This is a genomic window from Vibrio qingdaonensis (genome assembly GCF_026191675.1).
GTDB lineage: Bacteria > Pseudomonadota > Gammaproteobacteria > Enterobacterales > Vibrionaceae > Vibrio > Vibrio qingdaonensis.
This window is the reverse complement of record NZ_JAKRRY010000028.1, coordinates 23,752-46,230: the sequence shown is the minus strand read 5'-3', so window position 1 is coordinate 46,230 and position 22,479 is coordinate 23,752. Positions and strand designations below refer to the sequence as shown.

Sequence of the window (22,479 nt, the reverse complement as noted above, 5' to 3'; positions counted from 1 at the left end):
GAATGTAAATTAACAAGCCTAACTTCGGTTGGGCTTTTTAGTGCGCAAAAAAAAGCCAACTTTCGCTGGCAAAGTGGGAGAGGAAAAGTGACAAATGAAATCGCTTAAATCGCTTGAGTTGCGACTTGTAGCCATTGTGACAGCGGCTTATCTAAATGAGGAGAAAGTAACTGGAAGACACGCTGATGATATTGGTTAAGCCAAACCTTGTCGGTGTTGTCTAGCATGGATAGTTCAAGAGCATTGGTTGCAATAGGGGCGATGGTAATGGTCTCAAATCCGTAGAATTCACCGAACTCATTCGTCTCGACCTCAACGACCTTCATAATATTTTCAATACGAACCCCATACTCCCCCTCTCGGTACACGCCCGGTTCATTGGTGATGACCATGCCCGTTTGTAGAGCGACTTCTTTGAGGTTTTGCGAGAAGTTTTGTGGTCCTTCATGCACGTTTAAGCCAATACCCACACCATGTCCTGTTCCGCATTTGTAGTCGATGCCATGCTGCCACAGTATGCCTCGTGCCAAAATATCAAGATTGGCTCCCGTGGTTCCCTTGAGAAACTTGGCTTGGGTGAGGCGAATCACCGCTTTAAGCACCAAGGTATAATCTCGGCGCTGCTGTAAGGTCGGGGTTCCAAAATGAAAAGTACGAGTGATGTCTGTTGTCCCGCCATGATACTGGCCGCCGGAATCAACTAAAAAAAAGTTGCTTTCATCAACGAGCGCGTTGCTTGCTGTATCGGCAGCGTAGTGCATTTTCGCCCCATGCTCTGCAAAGCCGGCAATGGTTCGAAAGCTGTCTGAAATATAAAGGGGAATGGATTTTCGGAAGGATTGGAGGGTTTGTTCAGCCGCTAATTCTGTGACTTGCCCGCCAGGTACTTGTTGCTCTAGCCAATACATAAACGCTGTCATGGCCACGCCATCTTGAATCAAGGTGTGTTCCATTGAACGTAACTCAGTCGCATTTTTTTGTGCTTTCATTTGGGTCACGATACAAGGTTCGTCGACCAAGGTAAGGCTGGCATGAATGCTACTCACCAACAAGCTGTCGGTGTGTGTGGCGGAGTAATGCATCACAGCCTGATGTGGTAGTTGATTGATACTGTCTGCCACGTTGTCATACTCTAGTGTGACGATACCTTGTTCTAATAGCTGTTTTTCCAGCGAGGCATTAAGTTTGAATCGGTCAATAAACAGGTGGCACGTATCGGCGGTCAGTAATAAGTACGACTCAGATATTGGGCAATACGGTGTATCTCCGCCGCGAATATTCAGTGTCCACATCACGTCATCTAGTGTCGAAACCAACAATCCATCACTGCCTTTATCGTTGAGGTAGCGACGTAATCGAGACAGTTTCTCAGCGATAGACTCGCCGCAAAACTGCAACTCATGCTCAAAAATAGCGGAGTCCGGACGACTAGGACGGTCTTGCCAGTTAGCGGTGATGAGATCCTTTAACTCTAGTTTGATCTCTTTCGGTGTTAATGCACTGACAAGCTCTTGATGAAACGCCGCACTAATTGAACGACCATCTACGCCAACAACGGACTGTGCAGGCAAGGTTTGTGCAAGCCACTGCGCAATACTGGGGGTTGCGGATTCTTTGGCTTTAAATAGTGATAGAGACGAGCCAGTCAGTTGTTCTTCTGCTTGAATATAGTAACGCCCGTCAGTCCATACTCCACCAGCATCGGCTGTCACGACGGCATTGCCTGCCGAACCGGTAAAACCGGAAACCCAGTTTCTCGCTAGCCAATGAGAAGCAGAATATTCGCTGCTATGTGGATCGTTATTTGTCACGATAACTGCACTGTATCCATGCTCGTTCATTGAACGGCGAAGTGAGGCCAAACGTTCACTAACGGAGGTTGTCTTCATAGAGGGTGGCTTCCTAATGTTGAATGAGTACAAAAAATATGGTGATCATTGAGACCGGTTTTGGTCGGCGCTTGCTCTGCGCATATTGCGGTTGCTTCTGGGCAACGGGTGCGAAATACACAACCACTGGGAGGGTTTAATGGCGAAGGTAAGTCGCCACTCAGCAGTTGGACGTTACGGTTTTTAGCCTGTGCAGGATTGGCAATGGGCACTGCAGAGAGCAGTGCTTTGGTATAAGGGTGGTGTGCATGATCAAAAACATGTTGGTAATGGCCCACTTCCATTGGTTTTCCTAAATACATCACCATGACACGGTCACTGATATGCCGCACGACACTGAGATCATGGGCAATCATGACTAAGGTTAGCCCCATCTCTTTTTTAAGATCGTCAAGCAGGTTAATCACTTGAGCTTGAACGGAGACATCAAGCGCACTAACGGGTTCATCGCACACTACTAACTCTGGGTTGAGTATCAGTGCTCGAGCTATTCCAACCCGTTGGCATTGGCCGCCAGAAAATTCATGAGGGTAGCGATTTCGCTGGCTGGCCAATAGGCCAACTTTGTCCATCATTGCGATAACGCGTGCTTCAATTTCTTGTCGCTTGAGTTGAGGCTCGTGAGTGAAGAGAGGCTCGGCAATGCAATCGGCAATGGTCATCCTTGGGTTTAAGCTTGCTGAAGGGTCTTGAAAGATCATTTGGAACTCGCGACGTTTTTTGGTGAGCTCATTGCGCCCAAATGCACGCATGTCTTCGCCTTTCCAGACCAGTGCGCCACTTGTCGGTTCAATCAGGCGAAGCAATGCTCTTGCCAATGTTGATTTGCCGCATCCAGACTCACCCACAATACCAAGGGTTTCGCCTCGGTAGACATCTAGGTCGATACCATTGACGGCTTTGACCACTTTACGCTTGCTGGGCAAGAGATGTTTTTTGACATTGAAATGCACGTGGAGATCTTGCGCCGCGAGCAGTATTTCTTTGCGATTCATATTGCCTCCTTAAGCGGTCTGTAGAATAGGCGTAACGGTTTGCTGACCAAAGACATGACAAGCAATGGATTGATTAGGTCTTACTGGTAAAAATGCTGGCATCGCGACGCTGCATTCTGGTTTATAGTGTTCACAACGTTCTTTGAACGGGCAGCCTTTATGATTAATGAGTGCGCTTGGTGGGCTACCGGGGATAGTTGGGAGGCGATCCATATCTTCTGTTACGGAAGGGATAGCGCGCAATAAACCTTGTGTATAGGGATGAGAGGGCGTGTTAAACAGACTTTCAGTATCGGCTTGCTCCATACGGTTACCCCCATACATCACCAATACTCGATCGCACATTTCCGCGACGACACCCATATCATGAGTAATCAGTAAAATGGCGGTGTTGAACTCTTGTTGCAGCTCTTTAAGCAGCGTGAGTATTTGCGCTTGTACGGTCACATCAAGCGCAGTCGTAGGTTCATCTGCGATGAGCAGTTCAGGGCGACAAAGCAGTGCCATTGCGATCATGACCCGTTGCCTCATGCCTCCAGAAAGTTCATGAGGGTATTGGTTTAGTCGTGTTTCTGGAGAGGGGATACGCACGGCATCTAACATTTTTATAGACTCGTGCCTCGCCTCCCTTTTCGTGAGGCCTTTATGTATTATCAGCACTTCACACAACTGCTTGCCAATCTTCATAAACGGATTGAGTGACGTCATTGGATCTTGAAAAATCATGCTGATTTTTTCTGCACGAATGTGATTGAGCTGAGCTTTAGACATGGTGAGCAAGTTTTCACCGTGCAAATTCGCTTCTCCAGACACTTTACCGTTATGAGCGGTTAACCCCATTAGCGCGAATACGGACTGGCTTTTCCCTGAACCAGACTCGCCAACGATACCGAGGGTTTCACCTGCGCTAATGCTGTAATTAAGGTTATTAACGGCTTTTACATTGCCGTCGGCCGTTGCAAAGTCGACATTCATATTGTTAATGGTCAGTATTGTCATAGCAGTGCCTTCCTAGCGGTCTTTGGGGTCAAGCGCATCTCGCAGCCCGTCACCAATAAAGTTGAAACAGAATAGGGTCGCGACCAAAAATGTTGATGGGAACAATAACAACCAAAGTGCCACATCGATGGTTTTTGCGCCTTCCGCAATGAGAATGCCCCAGCTGGTATCAGGTGGTTGTACGCCTAAACCTAGAAAGCTAAGAAAAGACTCAAACATGATAAAACCAGGCACCATTAGGGAGGAGTACACCATCACAATTCCCAGCACATTCGGTAAAATGTGGCGGCGAACGATGGTGAGTTTTGACACGCCAATCGAGTGCGCGGCTTCAATAAATTCTCGCTTTTTGATGCTAAATGTCACACCACGAACCACGCGGGCGATGCCAAGCCAAGACACCATGCCAATGACCACGAAGATCAAATAAATATTGTTGCCAAACAGGGTGACAAAAAGTATCACCATAAACATGAATGGGACGGAGTCGAGGATTTCGATAACTCTCATCATTGCGCCATCAACCGCGCCACCAAGGTAGCCAGAAATACTGCCCCAGATAGTGCCGATGACAACGGCAACCAGCGCCCCCATAAAGCCGACCATGATGGAGAGTTGACCGCCTTTCATGGTGCGCGCAAACAAGTCCTGGCCTAAATCATCAGTGCCAAAATAGTGCTTGGTCGTGACGGATGGCTTACCAAGTTCATAAGGGTCACTAACGACATTCCAGTCAATCTCGTCATGACTAAATGGGGTGAGGTAAGGGCCAAGCGTAATACATAGAACGATAAAACCCAGTAAATAAACGGAAGTCATCGCGGCGCGGTTTTTTCTAAATCGCCCCCATGCATCTTGCCATAAGCTGCGCCCTTCAACGGCGTCGATATTGCTGACAACTTGCTCTGAAAATTGAGAAGCGTCGAGTTTTTTAGTGGTTATCATCGTGCCACCTAAACTTGGATTCTTGGGTCAATCACGGTGTAAAGCAGATCGACAACTAAATTAAAAAAGATCGTGAGAGTGGCGACAATCAAGGTAATCCCCATGACTAATCCGTAGTCTCGGTTAAGTGCGCCAGAGACAAAGTGTTGTCCCATCCCTCCTGTGCCAAAGAAGATATCGATGATCACTGAACCCGTGACGACAGCGACAAAGGCCGGACCTAACATGGCAATCACAGGAATGAGTGATGGGCGAAGAGCATGGTGAAATAACAGGTAAGCCGTTGAGAGCCCCTTGGCTTGCGCGGTGCGAATATACGGCTGATTCAGGGTTTCTATCATGGCGCCGCGCATAACACGCGCAATACTTGCCACTGACCCAATAGCTAAGCTCAGTACTGGTAGAACTAAAAATGCCGCCGAGCCGTTTTCCCACCCTCCAGCAGGCAGCCACCCTAAATGAATGGAAAACACCGTGACTAACACGGGGGCGAGAACAAATGCTGGGATCACCACGCCAGTCATGGAAAGTGACATAAGTAAGTAGTCGAGGCGGCTATTACGATTTAATGCTGCAATCGTGCCGAGTAACATGCCAATTGGTACGGAAATACAAAAAGAAAGTACGCCAAGGACGGCGGAAACTGGCCAAGATTGAGCCACCAGTTGGGTGACTGTAAAGTCATGGTAGACGAAGCTTGGGCCTAAATCACCCTGCACGAAGTTCTTAATGTAGATGAAGTACTGCACCAGAAACGGTTCGTTAAGATGAAACTTCGCTTCAATATTAGCGCGAACAATTTCGGGCATCGCTCGTTCCATATCGAAGGGTCCGCCGGGGGCGATATGCATCAGCCAAAATGAAACCAGTGCAATAAAAAGTAAGGTTGGAATAGCGATGCAGACTCGCCGTAAGATGTACCACAACATAATCATCTCCATATAAAGTGAAAAAGGGGCCCACCCACGTCGCTCATTTCGTGATTAGAGGCGTTGCTGTCAGGTAGGCCCAAGCGTTATGCCTTTATTGCGCTAGGACGTAGACATTCTTTCGGTAATAAGAAGATTCAGGATTGGTACGCTCATACCCGCCAATGTGGGGTTTGACCAAGTATTGGTCATTGCCAGGGCGGTACACGGGAATAATTGCCATTTCGTCAATCAACAAGGTTTCTGCTTGGATGTACGCCTGCGAGGGGTCGGCTAATACTTTTGACTCGCTCATTAGCTTGTCGTAGGCGGCGTTATTGTATTTTGAGTCATTGTACTCGCCGTTGGAGACAAAAATATCCAGCCACGTTGACGCTTCATTGTAGTCGGCTGTCCAACCCCCTCGGCTGACGTTACCGGGATCTTTTAGGGCGTAAAATACTTTAGGTTCGAGTTGCTGAATGTCGATTTGCACACCTAAGACACTTTTCCACATACCAGCCATCGCCGTTGCCATCTTTACGTCGTTAGAAAATGTCGGCACGGTGAAGGTGAGTTTTAACGGATTCTCTTTGTCGTAACCCGCATTTTTGAGCAGCAATTTAGCTTGTTCGTTACGCTGTTTTTGTGTCCAAGTCGCATAGTCGGGCGTATGACTTTTGAAGCCATCGGTTTGAGGTGGCACCAGCGTGAACATAGGGATGCCGCCATTTTTCAAGATCGCTTTGGTGAGGATAGTACGATCAATGGCATAGGACAGCGCGGTTCTGACTCGAATGTCTTTGGTTGGTCCCTTTTCAGTATTGAGGTAGTAAAATGTGGAGCCAAGAGATGCACTGGTATCGGCGACTTGCTCAGGGTATTGTTTTAACAGTTTTTTCTTTTGAGCGGATGGAATAGATAGCGCTTGGTCAATATCACCCGCAAGGTAGCGATTAAGTGCCACATTGGCATCTCCAATCGGAAGCCACGTCACCTTATCTAAGACCACATTGTCAGCGTCCCAATAGTGGGGGTTTTTGGTCATCACCATTTTTTCATTGACCTTCCAGCTAGATACGGTGAATGCGCCGTTAGTGACGATATTCTCTGGTTGAGTCCAATTACTGCCGTGTTTTTCAATGGTCGCTTGATGCACTGGCGCTAAGACAGGATGTCCCAACAGTTTGATAAAGAAGGGCACGGACTGCTCAAGGGTGACTTCAAAGGTATAATCATCGATTGCGCGAACACCTAGCGTATCTGGCGCCATTTTTCCTTTCATGATAGCGGCGGAGTTTTTGATTTTTGGTATCGCAGCAAACCATGCATAAGGGGAGGCGGTGTTAGGGTCGAGCAGTCGTTGCCAGCTATAGACAAAATCATGAGCGGTGAGCGGCTCGCCGTTTGACCATTTAGACTGGCGAAGCTGAAAGGTATAGACGGTATTGTTATGACTGGCGTGCCAAGCGGTGGCAATACCGGGTATGGTTTTACCGGTTTTATCTTGTACGGTGAGCCCTTCGAACAAATCTCGACCGAGATTAAAGGCAGGCTCTGCAGCTTGTTTTGCCGGATCGATTGAGGTGACTTCCGCGCCATTATTGAGTGTAATCGCTTGCTCTTTTGCGAGTTGAGTTCCTTGTGGATACGGTTTTGCAACCGCGGTTCCGGCGAGCGCGCTTGCAACGATAGCGCTTAATATCAACAGTTTACTTTTATTCATCACTTCCTCGTTGTGTCGTTATGGTTATCCAACAAGGAAAAGGTATATTGTATAAAATCTTCGCGCAACGGGTTGTTAACATTTTATTAACGAGACGTCATTCGGAGAGCTTGTTGGTCTCAGAAACTGAGACCAAGATAAATAGTGTGAGAGAAGTTTGCGCTTTGTTGAACTTGGTGTAGCACCAGCGGTGATGAAATAAGTGTCTTGATCGTTATTCGGCTTGGTGTTTTATTTGATTGAAACGTTCTGAAATTTGTTTGAGCAGTGTGCCGTCAATGTTAGGAAGTCCATCTGAAAAGAGAATTTGTTTTCCGGGCGTAAATCGCATCAGAATATTAGTGAGTTCTCCTTCTTCACATGATGTGTTCATGGCATTTAATTCAATCAATTTAGCGTAGAAGTCTTGTTCAAGTTGGTCGATTTGAGAGGGCGTGAGGCGAATACGGCCAATACAAAAATTTGCAGGGATTGGGTGTGATAGGGATTCGTCTTGGAATCGTTGCCGAAATAACGCATCTAGCTTAGAGCCTTCTTCGGTAAGAAATCGGCTGCCAGAGCGGTAGATCACACCATCGCCAAAGTCTTCGATATACCCCAAGATTTCAGCGATACGCAGATAGAACCTTAGACTGATATCGTCGAGGTCATGTGTCTGTGCAATAGCGTCTGGGGAGAGGTTACGTGCGGTGAGCATGTAAATAAAATCAAGTAAATAGGGGTGGTCCAAAAACAAATCACTTAAATCGCCGCAGATGATTTGTGCATTTTCATGTTGAATTTGATTGGCGATTTTAGACAGCTCAACTAAATCGGTGTTGAGATAGTTTACGTACATTAAAATTTTGTCTAGCCCAAGGGTAGGGCTATGCAGGTGACGTTTAATCGTAGAGAGAGGAATCCCGGTTCTATCGGATAATGCGCTATAACCGAGACCCTCATCTTTTATTTTTTTCCGTATTGCAGCGAGTATAAATCGTGGTCCTACATGCATCTTTGATCCACTCCTTAGGTTAACGACTGACTAACGACTGTTTATACTTAGGTTTGCTATGCCTTAGGGGGCATTATGTTTTAGGGTTTTGCCGTTCAAGTAGTAAGTTTCTAATGGCGGTACCCGCTTCGATAATGTGCTTTTTGAGTAGGTATTTAGCACCGTCCACATCTTTGTTTTGGCACATTTCAAATAGGGCGAGATGTTCGTCTTCCGCTTTCTTAATACCGGTAGTAAACAGCAGTTGTAGCCGAATATACCGATCACATTTGGTGTTAAGGTTGCTAATAATATCCATGGTTTCAGGCATGTTAGCTGGGCTGTATAGCGCTTTGTGAAATTCGTAGTTGTAGTTGCTCCACTCTTCTACCTCATCACCACTATTGACGATACTTTCAAATCGTTCGCGCACTTGTTGAGCTCGATTGAGATCGGCTTCTGTCATGTTTTGAATCGCGCGTTCTAGAATGTGGCACTCTATAACTGCCCTGAGCTCAAATAATTCATCAATTTTATCGGGAGAAAGCTCAGTTACTGTGGCCCCTTTATGGGCTTCAAAGCTAACTAATCCTTGCGCCTCTAGTTGTACTAGCGCTTCTCGTACCGGAATACGACTGACATTAAATTCTTGAGCCAATGCATCTTGTCGCAATGGTTGACCTGTTTTGAATTCACCTTTAAGGATCCGGGTGCGAATGGCTTCTTCAACCAGTTGAGTACGGGTTTTAAATATGGGTTTTTGTGACATCCAAGTCTCCGGGAAATCGATATTTTATCCAATATACACTGAGTGTAGTGATTATTGCGACGGTTCTGGTCTTGATGGCGATTTTTTGAGACGTATGCGATAAGAAAGGCACCAATTGGTGCCTTTTTAGTCGGTGACTTATTTTGCCATCAACCTTTTACCATCCACGTTTTACCATCAACTAATGTCGGTACTGATAAAGGGTTTGATGAACTTAATGCTGGTGGCAGTAAGGCTTCAGGGAGTGATTGATAGGCGACAGGTCTAAGCCAGCGCTCGATAGCGCTTGCCCCGACGGATGTCGACGCCGCATGAGTGGACGCAGGGTAGGGGCCACCATGTATCATGGCATAGCTGACTTCTACACCCGTTGGCCAGCCATTAAAGACGATTCGCCCGGCCATTTCTTCCAACCTAGCTAATAACCGCGTGACTTGCGGATAGTCTTTGCTATCGGCATGAATGGTGGCGGTGAGTGATCCAGCTAATTGCTCACTTAATGCTTGCATATCGTCGATATCACGGCAAAGGACAATCATGGATTGGGGACCAAAAATCTCCTCTTCCCACTGCGGGTTATTGCGCCATGCTTGGCTATCGGTCACAAATAGTGTGCTGGCGACGCCTTCACTAATATTTTGATTTCGGCTATGCAATAAACCGGCATCTTTTGCTCGTAGCTGGGTGTGTTGGCAATACGCATCACGAATGCTTGGGGTTAATAGCACATGACCATTATGCTGGCTGATGAGGTGTTGAGCCGTCTCAATAAACGCACTGGAGTTAGCGTCATCAACCACAAATACAACACCTGGCTTAGTGCAAAACTGTCCACAGCCTAGCGTCATGGATTGGACGAATTGCTCGGCAAGGCTTTGATAGTCATTTAGGGCATTCGGGAAAATAAACGTTGGGTTGATGGCACCTAATTCCCCATAAAACGGAATAGGAATGGGGCGCTGCTGAGCTAAATCAAACAGAGCGCGTCCACCGCTGACTGACCCGGTAAATCCAACCGCTTGAACAAGTGGATGAGAAACCAGTGATGTCCCTAATTCGCGTTTGTTCCCTTGTAGCAAGGTGAAAACCGCTTGTGGTAATTCGCATTCGGATAGCGCTTGTTGAATACATTGTGCGACCAGTTCACTGGTTCCCGGGTGGGCGCTGTGGCCCTTGACAATCACTGGGCAACCAGCGGCAAGTGCAGAGGCGGTGTCGCCACCAGCGGTAGAAAAGGCCAGTGGAAAGTTGGAGGCTCCAAATACGGCAACAGGACCTAAAGCAATATGCTGCTGACGAATATCGGGCTTTGCGAGCGGCTGTCTTTGTGGATCTGGCGTATCAACAATGGCTCGGTGCCAGTGACCTTGACGTAACACGCTGGCAAATAATCGTAATTGATTGGCGGTTCTGCCCATTTCACCATTTAAACGAGCAAGGGGCAGTGCGGTTTCCAAATGCGCGCGCGCCGCAATTTCATCGGTGCGCAGCAGCAGTTTCTCTGCGATGGTGTCAAGCAGTTGAGCACGTTGTTCACTGGAGGTGTATCGGTATTCTCGCGCAATCTTATGGGCGTGCATGCATGCTGCATCTACGTCATCTTTGCCTTGTATTGGAAATGAGCCGATGATGGGCTCCCCAGTAAAGGCGTTAATGGCTTGAAAAGTATCGGGCTTAACCATGATTGTGTTGTCCTTTGTTGATTATTTTACTTCAAATCCGTAGGCATAAGGGTCGTTGTCGTCGACCCAAATTGTGTTGTGGCCATACACTTGCGCCCATCCTTCGATACTCGGCAAGATCGCCGCTTTGCCATTGACGCTGGTCTCTGACTCAATACGACCATGGAATAAACTGCCAATGATACTCTCATGGATAAAGTCTTCTCCTTGGGCAAGTCGGCCTTTGGCATGCCATTGCGCCATGCGAGCGCTGGTGCCCGTTCCACAAGGTGAGCGGTCCAATGCTTTATCACCGTAGAAAACCGCATTTTTCGCAGTCGCTCCCGGTTGCGTTGGTGTGCCTGTCCACAGAACATGTGAGACGCCTTTGACGGTGGGGTCGTCGGGGTGCACGCACTGCACCGCATCAGAAACGGCTTGGCGTACTTTAGGGCTAAGGATCAAGATTTCATCGGGTGAGTAATGCTCTAGTCCCAAGTAATTTTCTTGGGGATCGACAATGACGTAGTAGTTTCCTCCATAGGAGACATCCACACTAATTTCACCCATTCCCTCCACATAGACTTTGACATCTCGATGGGCGAGGTAGGCGGGTACATTAAAGATTTTCACTGATGTCACTTTGTCGTCGTCCATCTGATAGTGGACGGTAATTTGCCCTGCAGGCACGTCGAGAATAAGTTGTCCCGGAACCTTAGGATGAATGAGTTTGTTCTCGATGGCGGCGGTGACAGTGCCAATCGTGCCATGTCCGCACATCGGTAAGCACCCGCTCGTTTCAATAAATAAGATCGAGGCGTCAGCATTACTGCTGCAAGGAGGCAGCACCACAGAACCTGACATAATCGAATGACCGCGTGGTTCAAACATTAATGCCTGACGAATCCAATCATAGTGCGTGAGAAAGTATTGACGTTTTTCACTCATGGTATTGCCTTCGAGCGGTGGTACCCCACCAGCAACCAATCGTACGGGATTGCCACAGGTATGAGCATCGATACAAAAAAAGGTGCCTTGTCTCATTTTCAGGTCCTCTGATAACAAAGTGGTTGAATTATGCGCAATCAATGTTAACTTAATGTTAAGTATATTTTATACAATTTATATTGTGAAGTGTGATGCGAAGCAAGATCATGAATAATTCAGGAGGATCGAAAATGCAGAAAGTTGCGGTGGTTGGAGGGGGAGTCATTGGTCTTACGATTGGGCTGCATCTTCAACAGCAAGGCCATCAAGTGACAATATTCGATAAACAAGGCCCTGCTGAGGGGTGCTCGAAAGGCAACGCCGGTCATATCGCCACAGAGCAAGTTTTCCCACTCGCGACCCCCAGTCTTTTGCTGCAAATACCGAGCATGCTCTTTTCTTCTCAGAGCCCATTATCCATTCGTTGGAGGGACGTTTTTTCAACGTTACCTTGGATGATTCGTTTTTTATTTAGCGCAAGAAAGAGAACCTATGAACGCTCTACCAAGGCGATAAGTAGCTTGAATCAGTCAGCCGTTGGTAGTTGGTATCGGCTGCTTGAGCCTATCCACCAACAAGAGTTAATCAAAATGGATGGGTCGCTTTTAGTGTTTGAAAGCGATGCTTTGTTTCAAGCCTATCAAGCGACCTTATCATCACTTGAACATTGTGAAGTGGAGTATGAGGTTTGGGATAAAAAGCAGCTACGGAAAAGGTTGCCAAAATTGGGGTTGCAAGTGCGTCACGGGGTGTTTTTCCCTAATACCGGGCATACCCTAGAGCCTTATGAGATGTGCCTTGCAATAGAAAAAGCGTACTCCTCACTCGGTGGAGAATTCGTTCAGAAAGGGGTTGAAAAAATCACCCCAAATGCCGAAATTCAAACTGCTGGTACCACCTTGGCTTTCGATAACGTCGTGATTGCTGCTGGTGTTCATTCTGGTCACTTCGTTGAGTCCTTGACCGGTATTAAAGTGCCCATTCAGGCAGAAAGAGGTTATCACGTCATGGTTGATGATCACCAGGATCGATTGCCGATACCGGTAAGCAGTGCGGATCGAAAATTTATCATGACTCCGATGAAATATGGTTTGAGATTAGCAGGGACAGTGGAATATGCGGGAAGTCGTGCGCCTTTCAATGATAAGCGAACTCGGCTACTGGCAGAGCAAGGCGACATCATGCTTCAGGACGGCATTGATAAGGCGATGTTGGGAGAAGAGTGGATGGGCTGTCGCCCAACAATCAGTGACTCATTGCCGGTTATTGACTCGATCTGTGATGGCAATATTTTGCTGGCTTTTGGGCATCAACACTTAGGCTTGACCCATGCGGCCATTACTGCGGAGTTAATGGGGCAGATGATCGAAAAGCAAGCGACTTCGTTAAATGTGGCGCCTTTCACACTACGCCGATTTAGTTAAATTTTTTTAATATTAAATATTGTATAAAATATACTTAACAATTATGTTAATAAATAGTTAATAAAATGGCGTCAAATAGTCGTACCAAGATGCCTTAATGGGAAAGACAAAAAAGGAAAGAAATATGTCTAGAGTGAACTTGGTGCCGATGACAATAATGCTGTCTGCAATCACTGCGGCGGCGTCGTTTAATGCATCAGCAGAAGATAAATTAACCGTTGTGTCTTGGGGGGGCGCTTTTACAAAGAGCCAAGTAGAGGCTTATCACAAGCCATTTATTGCCAGTACAGGAACGACCATTGTTTCAGAGGACTTTAGCGGTGGCTTGGCAGAAATTAAGGCACAAGTTGAGGCGAATAATGTCCGTTGGGATTTAGTTTCCCTTGATAAGCCAGACATCGTACGAGGTTGTGCAGAAGGTTTATTAGAACCGTTTGATCCGAGCATCTTGCCAAAAGGAAGCGATGGAACCCCTGCTGAGAAAGACTTTATTGATGGCGCGATTCATGAGTGTGCGATCAACACTATTGTCGTTTCCACCATCTTAGCGGTGAATGAGGAAGCTTTTTCAGGAAAGCCGGTTCCTAGCAAATTGGTTGATCTCTTTGATTTGCAGAATTTTCCTGGTCGTCGCGCACTACAAAAGCAACCGCAAGGAAACCTTGAATGGGCGCTGCTAGCCGATGGCGTTAAGCCAGAAGAGGTATACAGCCAACTTGAAACGGAAGAAGGTCGAGCGCGAGCGTTTGCGAAGCTCGATACGATTAAACCTGAAGTTTTATGGTGGACGACGGGCGCACAACCCCCACAAATGCTAGCGGATAAAGAGGTGGTGATCGCGTCTGCATTTAATGGGCGTATTCACAATGCGGCAAAAGATGAAGGGCAGCCATTTAAGATTATTTGGGATCGACAAATCGGCTACATGAACGGTTGGGCGATTCCGAAAGGCAGTAAGAACCTTCAAAAGGCGATGGACTTTATCGTCTTCTCATCTGGCACAACGCCACTGGCAGAGCAGGCGAAATACGTCGCCTATGGACCTACAAGAAAGTCTTCATCAGCGGTAGTTAGTCCAGAAATTCTTGCCAGTTTACCCACCGCTCCAGGTAATTTCGACACGGCCTTTCTTATCAATGATGAGTGGTGGTCAGATTATGCCGATGAACTCAATGAAGAGTTTAATACCTGGTTGTTGAACTAGAACTAATCCTTACAAGCTGAGGTGTGGGTTAACTCCGATACCTCAGCAGGAACGACGGAGGACAGATGGACACTTTTGAGTCGGAACAGATTGAGCGCGCGCTAAGTATGAGTTCGCTGATTAGCGCCATGAGACATGTGTATGCACAGCCGGCAACGGTGCCGCAGCGAAACGTGATGCACTTGTCAAAAGAAAGTGATGATGCATTAGCGTTATTGCCGGCTTGGAATGAGGAGCTGATTGCCGTGAAGGCATTCACGTATTTTCCAAGCAACATCTCAGATGGTAAAGACGTGTTGTCATCAAGATTGTTGGCTTTTCGCCGTCAAGATGGTGCGCCATTGGCTTCTATGGATGCGAAAGTATTGACGTATTGGCGTACGGCAGCGGCGTCGGCATTGGCTGCCGATTATTTGGCGCGCTCGGACGCAGATACTCTTCTGATCTGTGGTAATGGTCATTTAGCGGCTTATTTTGCTTGGGCGTATGCCGCTATCAGACCGTTGAAGCGGGTGCTGATATGGGGTAGAGACCAACAAAAATCCGCGATGACAGCAGAAAAAATTGTTCATGGTGCGGAATATCAGGCGCTACCAAGAGAGCGGCAATACCAAGTGAGTATTGTCAGTGATGTTGAGCAAGGCTTGCAGTGTGCCGACATGGTGTCGTGTGTGACGGGCTCGCCAGAACCGCTTTTTAAGGGAGAAAAGGTAAGGGCGGGTACGCATGTGGACTTGGTGGGTAACCATCATCGCGATAGGCGTGAGTGCGATACACAATTGGTGTTGCGATCTAAGGTGTATGTCGACAGTCGTATCAATGTTTTATCTGAAGCTGGCGAGTTACTCATCCCCATTGCAGAGGGCGAGTTTTCACCGGAACAGATCATCGCTGAGTTACCAGAGCTATGCAGCGGTAAAGTTTTGGGTCGCGGCAAGGTCTCTGGTTACAGGAAAGGGCTTAATAGCCAAGAGGAAATAACACTATATAAATCAGTTGGTAGTGCGCTTGCCGATTTAGCAGCAGCGCATGTGGTACTTGAAAACTCATCCCAACTTGAGGTTGGGGCATGATGGGCTTTTGGCTCGAACTTTAAATTGCATACAATATACAAATGGAAGGAATTGAATGAATATTGATTGGAAAGGGGTATACCCAGCAGTAAGTACTCAGTTTAGACGCGACCTTACGATTGACTTAGATGCCACGCAGACTGTGATTGATAATCAGATCAATGATGGGGTGAATGGCATCATATGCTTAGGAACGGTAGGTGAGAACTGCGCGCTGTATCCAGAAGAGAAACGTCAAGTATTGCAAGCGGCTAAAGAGGTGGTGGCGGGTCGAGTGCCATTAATCGCCGGAACGGCGGAGTCGATTACCTCGGCGGCCGTTGATTATATGCAAGATGCAAAAAAAATAGGCGTTGATGGTTGTATGGTGATGCCAGCGATGGTGTATCGAACGTCAGATTCAGAAACGTACGAGTACTACCGCACGTTAGCGGAAGCGACACCCGAAATGCCAATGATGATTTACAACAACCCAGTCTCTTATGGTGTGGATGTGAATCTTGAAATCATGGCAAAAGTGGCGCAGTTCGACAATATTGTTGCGATAAAGGAGTCCACAACCGATACCCGTAGAATCACCGAATTGTTCAATGAGTTTGATTCCCGCTTTACGGTTTTCAGCGGTGTGGATGACATCGCATTAGAATCATTAATGCTGGGTGCGACGGGGTGGATTTCGGGACTGACGAATGCCTTTCCAGCTGAGTCGGTGGCCATCTATAAACTAGCCAGCCAAGGGCGCTATGCCGAAGCGCTGGAAATCTATCGTTGGTTCTTACCACTACTGAAACTCGACACCATTCCTACCCTAGTGCAATGCATCAAGCTCGCTGAGCAAGTTTGCGGTCGCGGATCAGAGCAAGTTCGTCCACCTCGTCAGCTGCTTCAAGGCGAGGAACGTCAAGCGGTAATTAGTCTTGTTGAAGCATCACTCGCTTCCAGACCTGACCTATCTAAGTACAAGTTGTAAGCAACACTATCGGTGAGCACCCTTTGGGGTGCTCTGTTTTCAAATGGATGAAGGCAGAGAAATGAAAGCGAATAATACGGATTATGTGAGTTTTCAGCATGTGAAGAAAACCTATGACGGAAAAAACCTGGTTGTTAAAGACTTTAACTTAAATATCGCTCCCGGAGAGTTTGTCACCATGCTTGGACCTTCTGGTTCGGGAAAAACGACCTGCTTGATGATGTTAGCTGGGTTTGAGACCGCGACCAATGGCGAGATCTATATCGATGGCACGCCCGTGAATAATTTAGCGCCGCATAAACGAGACATCGGCATGGTGTTTCAAAACTATGCCTTGTTTCCGCATATGACGATCGCTGAGAACTTAGCTTTCCCACTTAAAGTTCGAAAGATGTCGGTGGCAGAAGTGAAGCTAAGAGTGGCGGATGTGCTAGAGATGGTTGAATTATCACACGTTGCCAATCGGTACCCTAAGCAATTGTCGGGTGGTCAACAGCAAAGGGTAGCGTTAGCCAGAGCCTTAGTCTTTGAACCCAAGCTCGTGTTGATGGATGAGCCCTTGGGGGCGCTGGATAAGAAGCTCAGAGAAACCATGCAGATGGAAATTAAGCATCTACATGAAAAGCTTGGCATTACGATTTTATACGTGACCCATGATCAAGATGAAGCGCTAACGATGTCGGATCGTATTGCGGTCTTTAACGATGGCGCGGTACAACAATTAGCGCCGCCCAGTGAGTTGTATGAATCGCCGAGTAACACGTTTGTTGCGCAATTTATCGGTGAAAATAATCAGATAAAAGGGCAGGTTCAATCAGTGGAGCAAAGCCGCTGCCAGGTGCGCGTTGGTCCTCACCAGTTGCAGGCAAAACCGGTGCTTATTGGCGGTGCGCAAAGCGACACTATGTTATCGGTGCGGCCTGAAAAAATTATATTGCGTCCTTATGGACCCGACATTCCGAACCGAGTGGCGGGAAGGGTGGAAGAGATGATTTATCACGGCGATCACTTTCGATTGATCATTGATGTTGCGGGGTTGGCGCGCTTGGTGGTTAAAGTACCAAACAGTTCAGAGCAAGGGCTGGGCGTACAACTCGGTGAAGAGGTTGAACTTGGCTGGCGAATGGAAGATTGCCACGCGCTTGATTGTGTTTCTTCGCAGTCGCTACCTTCCGAGAAAGAGGAGATGATGGTATGAGTCGCGAATTGTCTTCCCTTGAATCGGTCACGACCTTACACAAGCAACTCACAAACGAAGAGCTAGATTTATCGCAGCAATTAGCGAAAGCAGAGCGACGGAAACAAACGCGATCCCTTTTCCTAACCCTTCCTTTGGTTTGTTTCATCTTGTTGACGTTTGCTTTTCCGATTTTAGAAATGTTGCATCGAAGTGTTGATAATTCTTCCGTGGTCAATGCGCTTCCTCAAACCTCGGTGGCGATTGTGGAGTGGCAAGCTGGCTCCAAACCCAGCGATCACGTTAGCAATCTCTTCGCTCAGGAGATTAAAGCGCTCTATTTAGCTAAGACGCTGCCTAAATTGGCCAACCGACTGAATATCGAAATGGCGGGAATGCGTAGTCTGCTGATGAAAACCGGTCGAAAACTGAGCAAGCTCGATGGGGAGGCGGTCTCCTATGCACAGCTAGTGGCGATCGATAAGCGTTGGGCAAAAGCGAAGTATTGGGGCGCGATAAAAAACCTTAATTCCTCTTATACCAGCCACTTTTACCTCTCAGCCCTTGATCTCAAAGTGGACGAGTCTGGATCGATTGTCCAGCAAGTGGAGTCGAGACGAATTTATTTGGGGTTATTTTATAAGACGATTTGGATGTCTTTGGTCATCACGGTAGTGTGTTTGATTTTGGCGTATCCGTTGGCGTATTTGTTAGCAAATTTACCGGATAAACGTGCGAACTTGTTATTGATTGTGGTCTTATTGCCGTTTTGGACCTCGCTCCTTGTGCGGACAACGTCTTGGATTGTGTTGTTACAAAATCAGGGGGTGGTGAATGACCTATTAGTCTGGTTGGGGGTGATTGATGAGCGCTTGTCATTGATCCACAACACCTTTGGTACCGTGGTTGCCATGGTGCATATTTTACTGCCGTTTATGATATTGCCACTTTACAGCGTGATGAAGGGTATTAGCCCTACGTATTTTAGAGCGGCGCGCTCATTAGGTGCGACGCCACGCATCGCGTTTACTCAAGTCTATATGCCGTTAACATTACCCGGCGTAGGGGCCGGATGTTTGCTGACCTTTATTTTGTCGATTGGTTTTTACATTACTCCTGCGCTGGTAGGCGGTCGCAGCGGGCAAATGATTTCTAATATGATCGCGTATCACATGCAAACCTCATTGAATTGGGGAATGGCTGGCGCGCTCGGTGGGTTGTTATTAGTACTTGTTCTCGGGCTGTTTTACTTATTCAACCGTGTGGTTGGTATCAACAATCTTCGAGTGGGAGGTTAACGTTATGGCTCTACCTATCTACGCATCTCGGATAGAACGATCAGGCTATTGGGCGTACTTGATGTTTTGCAGCATGGTCTTATTGTTTTTAATTGCGCCGATTATGATTATTGTACCGTTATCGTTTAATGCGACGCCGTATTTTACCTTTACAGAAGGTATGCTTAATCTTGATCCCGCCGCTTATTCGCTACGTTGGTATCAGGAGATGTTTACTAATCAGCAATGGTTGCAAGCATTGAAAAACAGTACGTTTATCGCTTCGATGGCGGCGTTGTTGGCGACGCTGCTAGGGACATTAGCGGCATTAGGGTTATCGAATTCAAAGTTGCCGTTTCGTAATGTGATTTTGGCGCTGCTTATCTCTCCGATGATTGTGCCTGTCATTATTTCTGCGGCGGCCATGTACTTCTTTTATACCCGTTTTGGTCTTGCTCAAACCATGCCTGGGATTATTCTGGCCCATGCCGCTCTCGGTACGCCTTTTGTTGTCATTACCGTGAGTGCGACGCTGAGTGGTTTTGATCATACTCTCACGAAAGCAGCGGCCAGTTTAGGTGCGAATCCGGTTTATGCCTTTAGGAAGGTGACCTTTCCTTTGATTCGTCCCGGTATGATATCGGGTGGCTTGTTTGCGTTTGGCACGTCATTTGATGAGGTGGTCGTGGCGCTGTTTTTGACAGGAGCGGAGCAGCGCACCGTACCAAGACAAATGTGGTCGGGTATTCGAGAGCAAATCAGCCCGACGATATTGGCAGTCGCATCGCTATTAATTCTGATGTCAGTGCTCTTGCTTATTACGCTCGAATATCTGCGCCGTCGTAATATGCGGTTGAGGGGTATTAGAGAATAATTGGGGCGGAGGTGGAGGCTTTTCGTCCGGGAGGGTTTCTAACGTCTATTGATGGATTACCAATTTGCCCAAACGCTCTCTCCTGTGAGCGTTTTTTTATGCATAAACCCTAGCAATAGGGTTTATTGTAAAGACTACATAATGAGTACGGATCATTGATCCTCGACTTTTCGGCTGAATTGCTATGTTAACCGTTTGGCTCGCTTGCTAATCCATGAAAAGTGAGGGTACGAACGACAGTTGATTGAACTTGAATTTATGAATCAGATCATGAGGGCCGTCGTATTGATTAAGTCATTAAACGAACAAGGTCTTTCTCGGTTAACTTGTTTTACCTGTCAGTGTTGGATTACCTTTCATTCAATCCCAAATGTCAGTGAACCACGACTAATTTAAGCTTGGTTATATAGCTTCTAGTTGGTTGTTTCGTAACTAGGCTTTGGAATTGTGTTAGGTATTTGAATGAACTAATCTACTCAGATCGTAGATTAATGATCTAGATCTCCTATTTAGGACATAAAGCCATTTGTATATGGTTTTATGTTCAGATTTATTTGTCAGTTTGTACTTGATGCGTTGTTAATAAATCGTGGCTTTTAATGTTGCTATTAATGATTTTGTCATTCGGTGTGTGTATCTATGCATTTAGATTAACTTGATATGTGTCGAATATTATTGTTAATTTACTGAGTTGCAAGGTTGAGGGGTGTACAATAAGTAAGTCCCCAGTTATGTATTCTTCATTGGATAAGAGTTAGCGCTGATACACCAAAAGGTGTTAATAACTCGCTTATATCAATGGACTGTTTCTTAGAGGTTTTTGTGAACGTAAATGATAGTGAAGGTCTATTGACCTTGATGGAACGTGAAATATTAAATGTACAAGTCGATCAACCTGATGTTCCATCTTTTAATCTAGGGTCTCTTGAGAAAATTTCAGGTCATTTAGACTTAGCTCGTCTGAAAATAGCTATTAAGGAGCTGACTTTTCAAGAGGAAGTGTTTTCTTTTGGTTATATTAGTTCACATGGTAATTTGTTACGAATTAAAAGCGAAACTTGCCAATGTGATATTAGATAGATCGACTATACATCACTGTCATTTGAGTTAAAAAAAGAAAAAACCACTCAATTATTAGATAATGTAATGACTGAACCTTTCAATATGGAGAGTCCGCCTCTCTACCGTTTTGTTATTGTAAAGTTGTCAGAAACAGAGCATATTTTTGCTCATGTTTGGCATCATCTGATCATGGATGGTATTGGATTTAACCTATTCCATAGTAAATTGGTTGAAAAATACAACCATCCTTTCTCTAAGCTACGACCAGACGAATTATCGATGCAATCCATAGCTTTAGAGGAGAAAAAGTATTGGATGTCGGACAGAAAAAAGAAAGATGAAAAATACTGGGGGGATTTTTCATCGATAAAACGTAGTTTAATTCAACCCATATCTCCCCCCGTTGAATCTGATACAACATGGCGAAAATCATTTCATCTTGACTCGATTACTTGGGGGCGGCTAGTAAACTTGTCAGAAGTCATGAACTGTACAGTGCAGCATCTTGTTCTCTTAGTTATCCAAATTTGTTTCGCTGATAGTCGAGGAAAGAGCAGTATTACAGTCGGTCGTCCGACTCATAGGCGGTATTCTCGTTTGTTGAAAGAAAAAGTCGGTCATTTTGCAGGTCTATCTCTGTTACACATCGAGTCTAATCCAGATTCTACGTTCATTAATGCAGTTGGTTACTTAAAAACATTATTAAAAAAGATCTTCGGCACCAAAAATTTCCAGTTAGCCGGCTGAGCCGTCAATTCCACCTTCCTAAGAATAAAAGGCAGCAAATATATGATGTTTTTTTCTCTTATGAATCGATGAAGTTCCGCTGTCGTTACGGTAATGCAAGAGGCGATTTATATGCTCTTTGCAAGTGGTGAATTAGTTTACCCAGTGATCATTGCGTTAGAAGATCAAAATATTAGTTACAATGGCAATGAGCTCCCACTGATATCTGGTATGTCGTTAACAGCTGAGATTAAAGTTGGCCAAAGACGGTTAATCGAGTTTTTCATTGAACCGATTATGGAGTCATTTAGTAATAGCTTCGAAGAATATTAAGGGAATATTATGGACGTGTACGTAAGAAATGCACAATATGAAGATCTATCAAAGATATCTAAACTATATGAACAGTTACATGAGCATCACCTAGATAGTGTTCCCCAAAATACTCCTTCACTATTTAATGAAATTACCATCGAGGACTTTAATACTGTAAATCAAGACGAATATATTTTTTCCCTAGTATTGTGCACAAAGCGTAATAATAAAGAACACGTAGTAGGAACTGCTCTGGTTAGAATAATAAATGAAGGCGAAGGAGCCTGCTCCGCAATTTTTCCATATATGTACATTAATCAATTTGTGATCGGAAAAGAATATAGGAATATGCGTTTAGGCTCATATTTTATTTCCAATATAAAAACGATTGCGACTCGATTTAGTTGCCATGAAGTGTATTTGGATTGTTGGACAGAAAATTATTCAGGCAGTGCATTTTACTTAAAGCATGAATTCAGTCCTGTAAGGCAGCTATTGGTTTACAAACGACAATGACCATTACTT

Annotated in this window: 21 protein-coding genes; 11 read left to right on the top strand and 10 right to left on the bottom strand. The window is 46.0% G+C overall.

The window, feature by feature from the left end:
- Positions 1 to 104: 104 nt before the first annotated feature.
- From MD535_RS18310 to MD535_RS18265, 10 genes are all read right to left on the bottom strand, one after another.
- Entirely contained in the window at positions 105 to 1,889 is a 1,785-nt protein-coding gene (locus MD535_RS18310; protein WP_265676494.1) for an aminopeptidase P family protein, read from the bottom strand.
- Positions 1,886 to 2,884 (bottom strand): ABC transporter ATP-binding protein, encoded by a 999-nt coding sequence (locus MD535_RS18305; RefSeq protein ID WP_265676493.1) that lies wholly within the window; start codon positions 2,882 to 2,884, stop codon positions 1,886 to 1,888. Before MD535_RS18305 ends, MD535_RS18310 begins: the two co-directional genes overlap by 4 nt.
- A 9-nt stretch (positions 2,885 to 2,893) precedes the next feature.
- On the bottom strand, positions 2,894 to 3,883 hold the full coding sequence (locus MD535_RS18300) for an ABC transporter ATP-binding protein (protein ID WP_265676492.1): 990 nt from the start codon (positions 3,881 to 3,883) through the stop codon (positions 2,894 to 2,896).
- 12 nt (positions 3,884 to 3,895) lie between these two features.
- Positions 3,896 to 4,828 carry an ABC transporter permease subunit gene (locus tag MD535_RS18295; RefSeq protein WP_265676491.1) on the bottom strand — a complete coding sequence of 311 codons (933 nt, stop codon included), beginning with the start codon at positions 4,826 to 4,828 and terminating at the stop codon, positions 3,896 to 3,898.
- A gap of 8 nt (positions 4,829 to 4,836) precedes the next feature.
- Positions 4,837 to 5,757 carry an oligopeptide ABC transporter permease OppB gene (gene oppB / locus MD535_RS18290; RefSeq protein ID WP_265676490.1) on the bottom strand — a complete coding sequence of 307 codons (921 nt, stop codon included), beginning with the start codon at positions 5,755 to 5,757 and terminating at the stop codon, positions 4,837 to 4,839.
- Between the two features lie 94 nt (positions 5,758 to 5,851).
- Entirely contained in the window at positions 5,852 to 7,462 is a 1,611-nt protein-coding gene (locus tag MD535_RS18285) for a peptide ABC transporter substrate-binding protein (RefSeq protein ID WP_265676489.1), read from the bottom strand.
- 214 nt (positions 7,463 to 7,676) lie between these two features.
- The gene (locus MD535_RS18280; RefSeq protein WP_265676487.1) at positions 7,677 to 8,456 is read right to left on the bottom strand and encodes a transcriptional regulator; all 780 of its coding nucleotides are present in this window, start codon (positions 8,454 to 8,456) and stop codon (positions 7,677 to 7,679) included.
- A 73-nt stretch (positions 8,457 to 8,529) separates the two neighbouring features.
- Positions 8,530 to 9,204 (bottom strand): GntR family transcriptional regulator, encoded by a 675-nt coding sequence (locus MD535_RS18275; protein ID WP_265676486.1) that lies wholly within the window; start codon positions 9,202 to 9,204, stop codon positions 8,530 to 8,532.
- Positions 9,205 to 9,353: 149 nt separating this feature from the next.
- Entirely contained in the window at positions 9,354 to 10,886 is a 1,533-nt protein-coding gene (locus tag MD535_RS18270; protein WP_265676484.1) for an aldehyde dehydrogenase (NADP(+)), read from the bottom strand.
- Between the two features lie 21 nt (positions 10,887 to 10,907).
- The gene (locus tag MD535_RS18265) at positions 10,908 to 11,909 is read right to left on the bottom strand and encodes a 4-hydroxyproline epimerase (protein ID WP_265676482.1); all 1,002 of its coding nucleotides are present in this window, start codon (positions 11,907 to 11,909) and stop codon (positions 10,908 to 10,910) included.
- Positions 11,910 to 12,043: 134 nt separating this feature from the next.
- On the opposite strand from MD535_RS18265, the gene MD535_RS18260 reads away from it, so the two are divergent.
- The 11 genes from MD535_RS18260 (at position 12,044) to MD535_RS18210 (ending at position 22,470) form a co-directional block, all read left to right on the top strand.
- Positions 12,044 to 13,276, top strand: a complete 1,233-nt coding sequence (locus tag MD535_RS18260) for an NAD(P)/FAD-dependent oxidoreductase (protein ID WP_265676481.1) — start codon at positions 12,044 to 12,046, stop codon at positions 13,274 to 13,276.
- Positions 13,277 to 13,424: 148 nt separating this feature from the next.
- Positions 13,425 to 14,480, top strand: coding sequence for an ABC transporter substrate-binding protein (locus tag MD535_RS18255; protein WP_390902958.1), 1,056 nt, complete (start codon positions 13,425 to 13,427; stop codon positions 14,478 to 14,480).
- Between the two features lie 65 nt (positions 14,481 to 14,545).
- Complete coding sequence (gene lhpI / locus MD535_RS18250) at positions 14,546 to 15,553, top strand: bifunctional Delta(1)-pyrroline-2-carboxylate/Delta(1)-piperideine-2-carboxylate reductase (protein WP_265676479.1); 1,008 nt, start codon at positions 14,546 to 14,548, stop codon at positions 15,551 to 15,553.
- 55 nt (positions 15,554 to 15,608) lie between these two features.
- Positions 15,609 to 16,523, top strand: coding sequence for a dihydrodipicolinate synthase family protein (locus tag MD535_RS18245; protein ID WP_265676478.1), 915 nt, complete (start codon positions 15,609 to 15,611; stop codon positions 16,521 to 16,523).
- A gap of 61 nt (positions 16,524 to 16,584) precedes the next feature.
- Complete coding sequence (locus tag MD535_RS18240; RefSeq protein ID WP_265676477.1) at positions 16,585 to 17,721, top strand: ABC transporter ATP-binding protein; 1,137 nt, start codon at positions 16,585 to 16,587, stop codon at positions 17,719 to 17,721.
- A complete protein-coding gene (locus MD535_RS18235; RefSeq protein WP_265676476.1) occupies positions 17,718 to 18,998 on the top strand; it encodes an ABC transporter permease in 1,281 nt (426 codons plus the stop codon). The genes MD535_RS18240 and MD535_RS18235 overlap by 4 nt, the downstream gene beginning before the upstream one ends.
- A gap of 4 nt (positions 18,999 to 19,002) precedes the next feature.
- Positions 19,003 to 19,851 carry an ABC transporter permease gene (locus tag MD535_RS18230; protein WP_265676475.1) on the top strand — a complete coding sequence of 283 codons (849 nt, stop codon included), beginning with the start codon at positions 19,003 to 19,005 and terminating at the stop codon, positions 19,849 to 19,851.
- Positions 19,852 to 20,673: 822 nt separating this feature from the next.
- A complete protein-coding gene (locus MD535_RS18225; protein ID WP_265676473.1) occupies positions 20,674 to 20,931 on the top strand; it encodes a hypothetical protein in 258 nt (85 codons plus the stop codon).
- The gene (locus MD535_RS18220; protein ID WP_313897281.1) at positions 20,932 to 21,660 is read left to right on the top strand and encodes a condensation domain-containing protein; all 729 of its coding nucleotides are present in this window, start codon (positions 20,932 to 20,934) and stop codon (positions 21,658 to 21,660) included.
- Between the two features lie 111 nt (positions 21,661 to 21,771).
- The gene (locus tag MD535_RS18215; protein ID WP_265676471.1) at positions 21,772 to 21,972 is read left to right on the top strand and encodes a hypothetical protein; all 201 of its coding nucleotides are present in this window, start codon (positions 21,772 to 21,774) and stop codon (positions 21,970 to 21,972) included.
- A gap of 9 nt (positions 21,973 to 21,981) precedes the next feature.
- Complete coding sequence (locus tag MD535_RS18210) at positions 21,982 to 22,470, top strand: GNAT family N-acetyltransferase (protein WP_265676470.1); 489 nt, start codon at positions 21,982 to 21,984, stop codon at positions 22,468 to 22,470.
- Positions 22,471 to 22,479 lie beyond the last annotated feature (9 nt).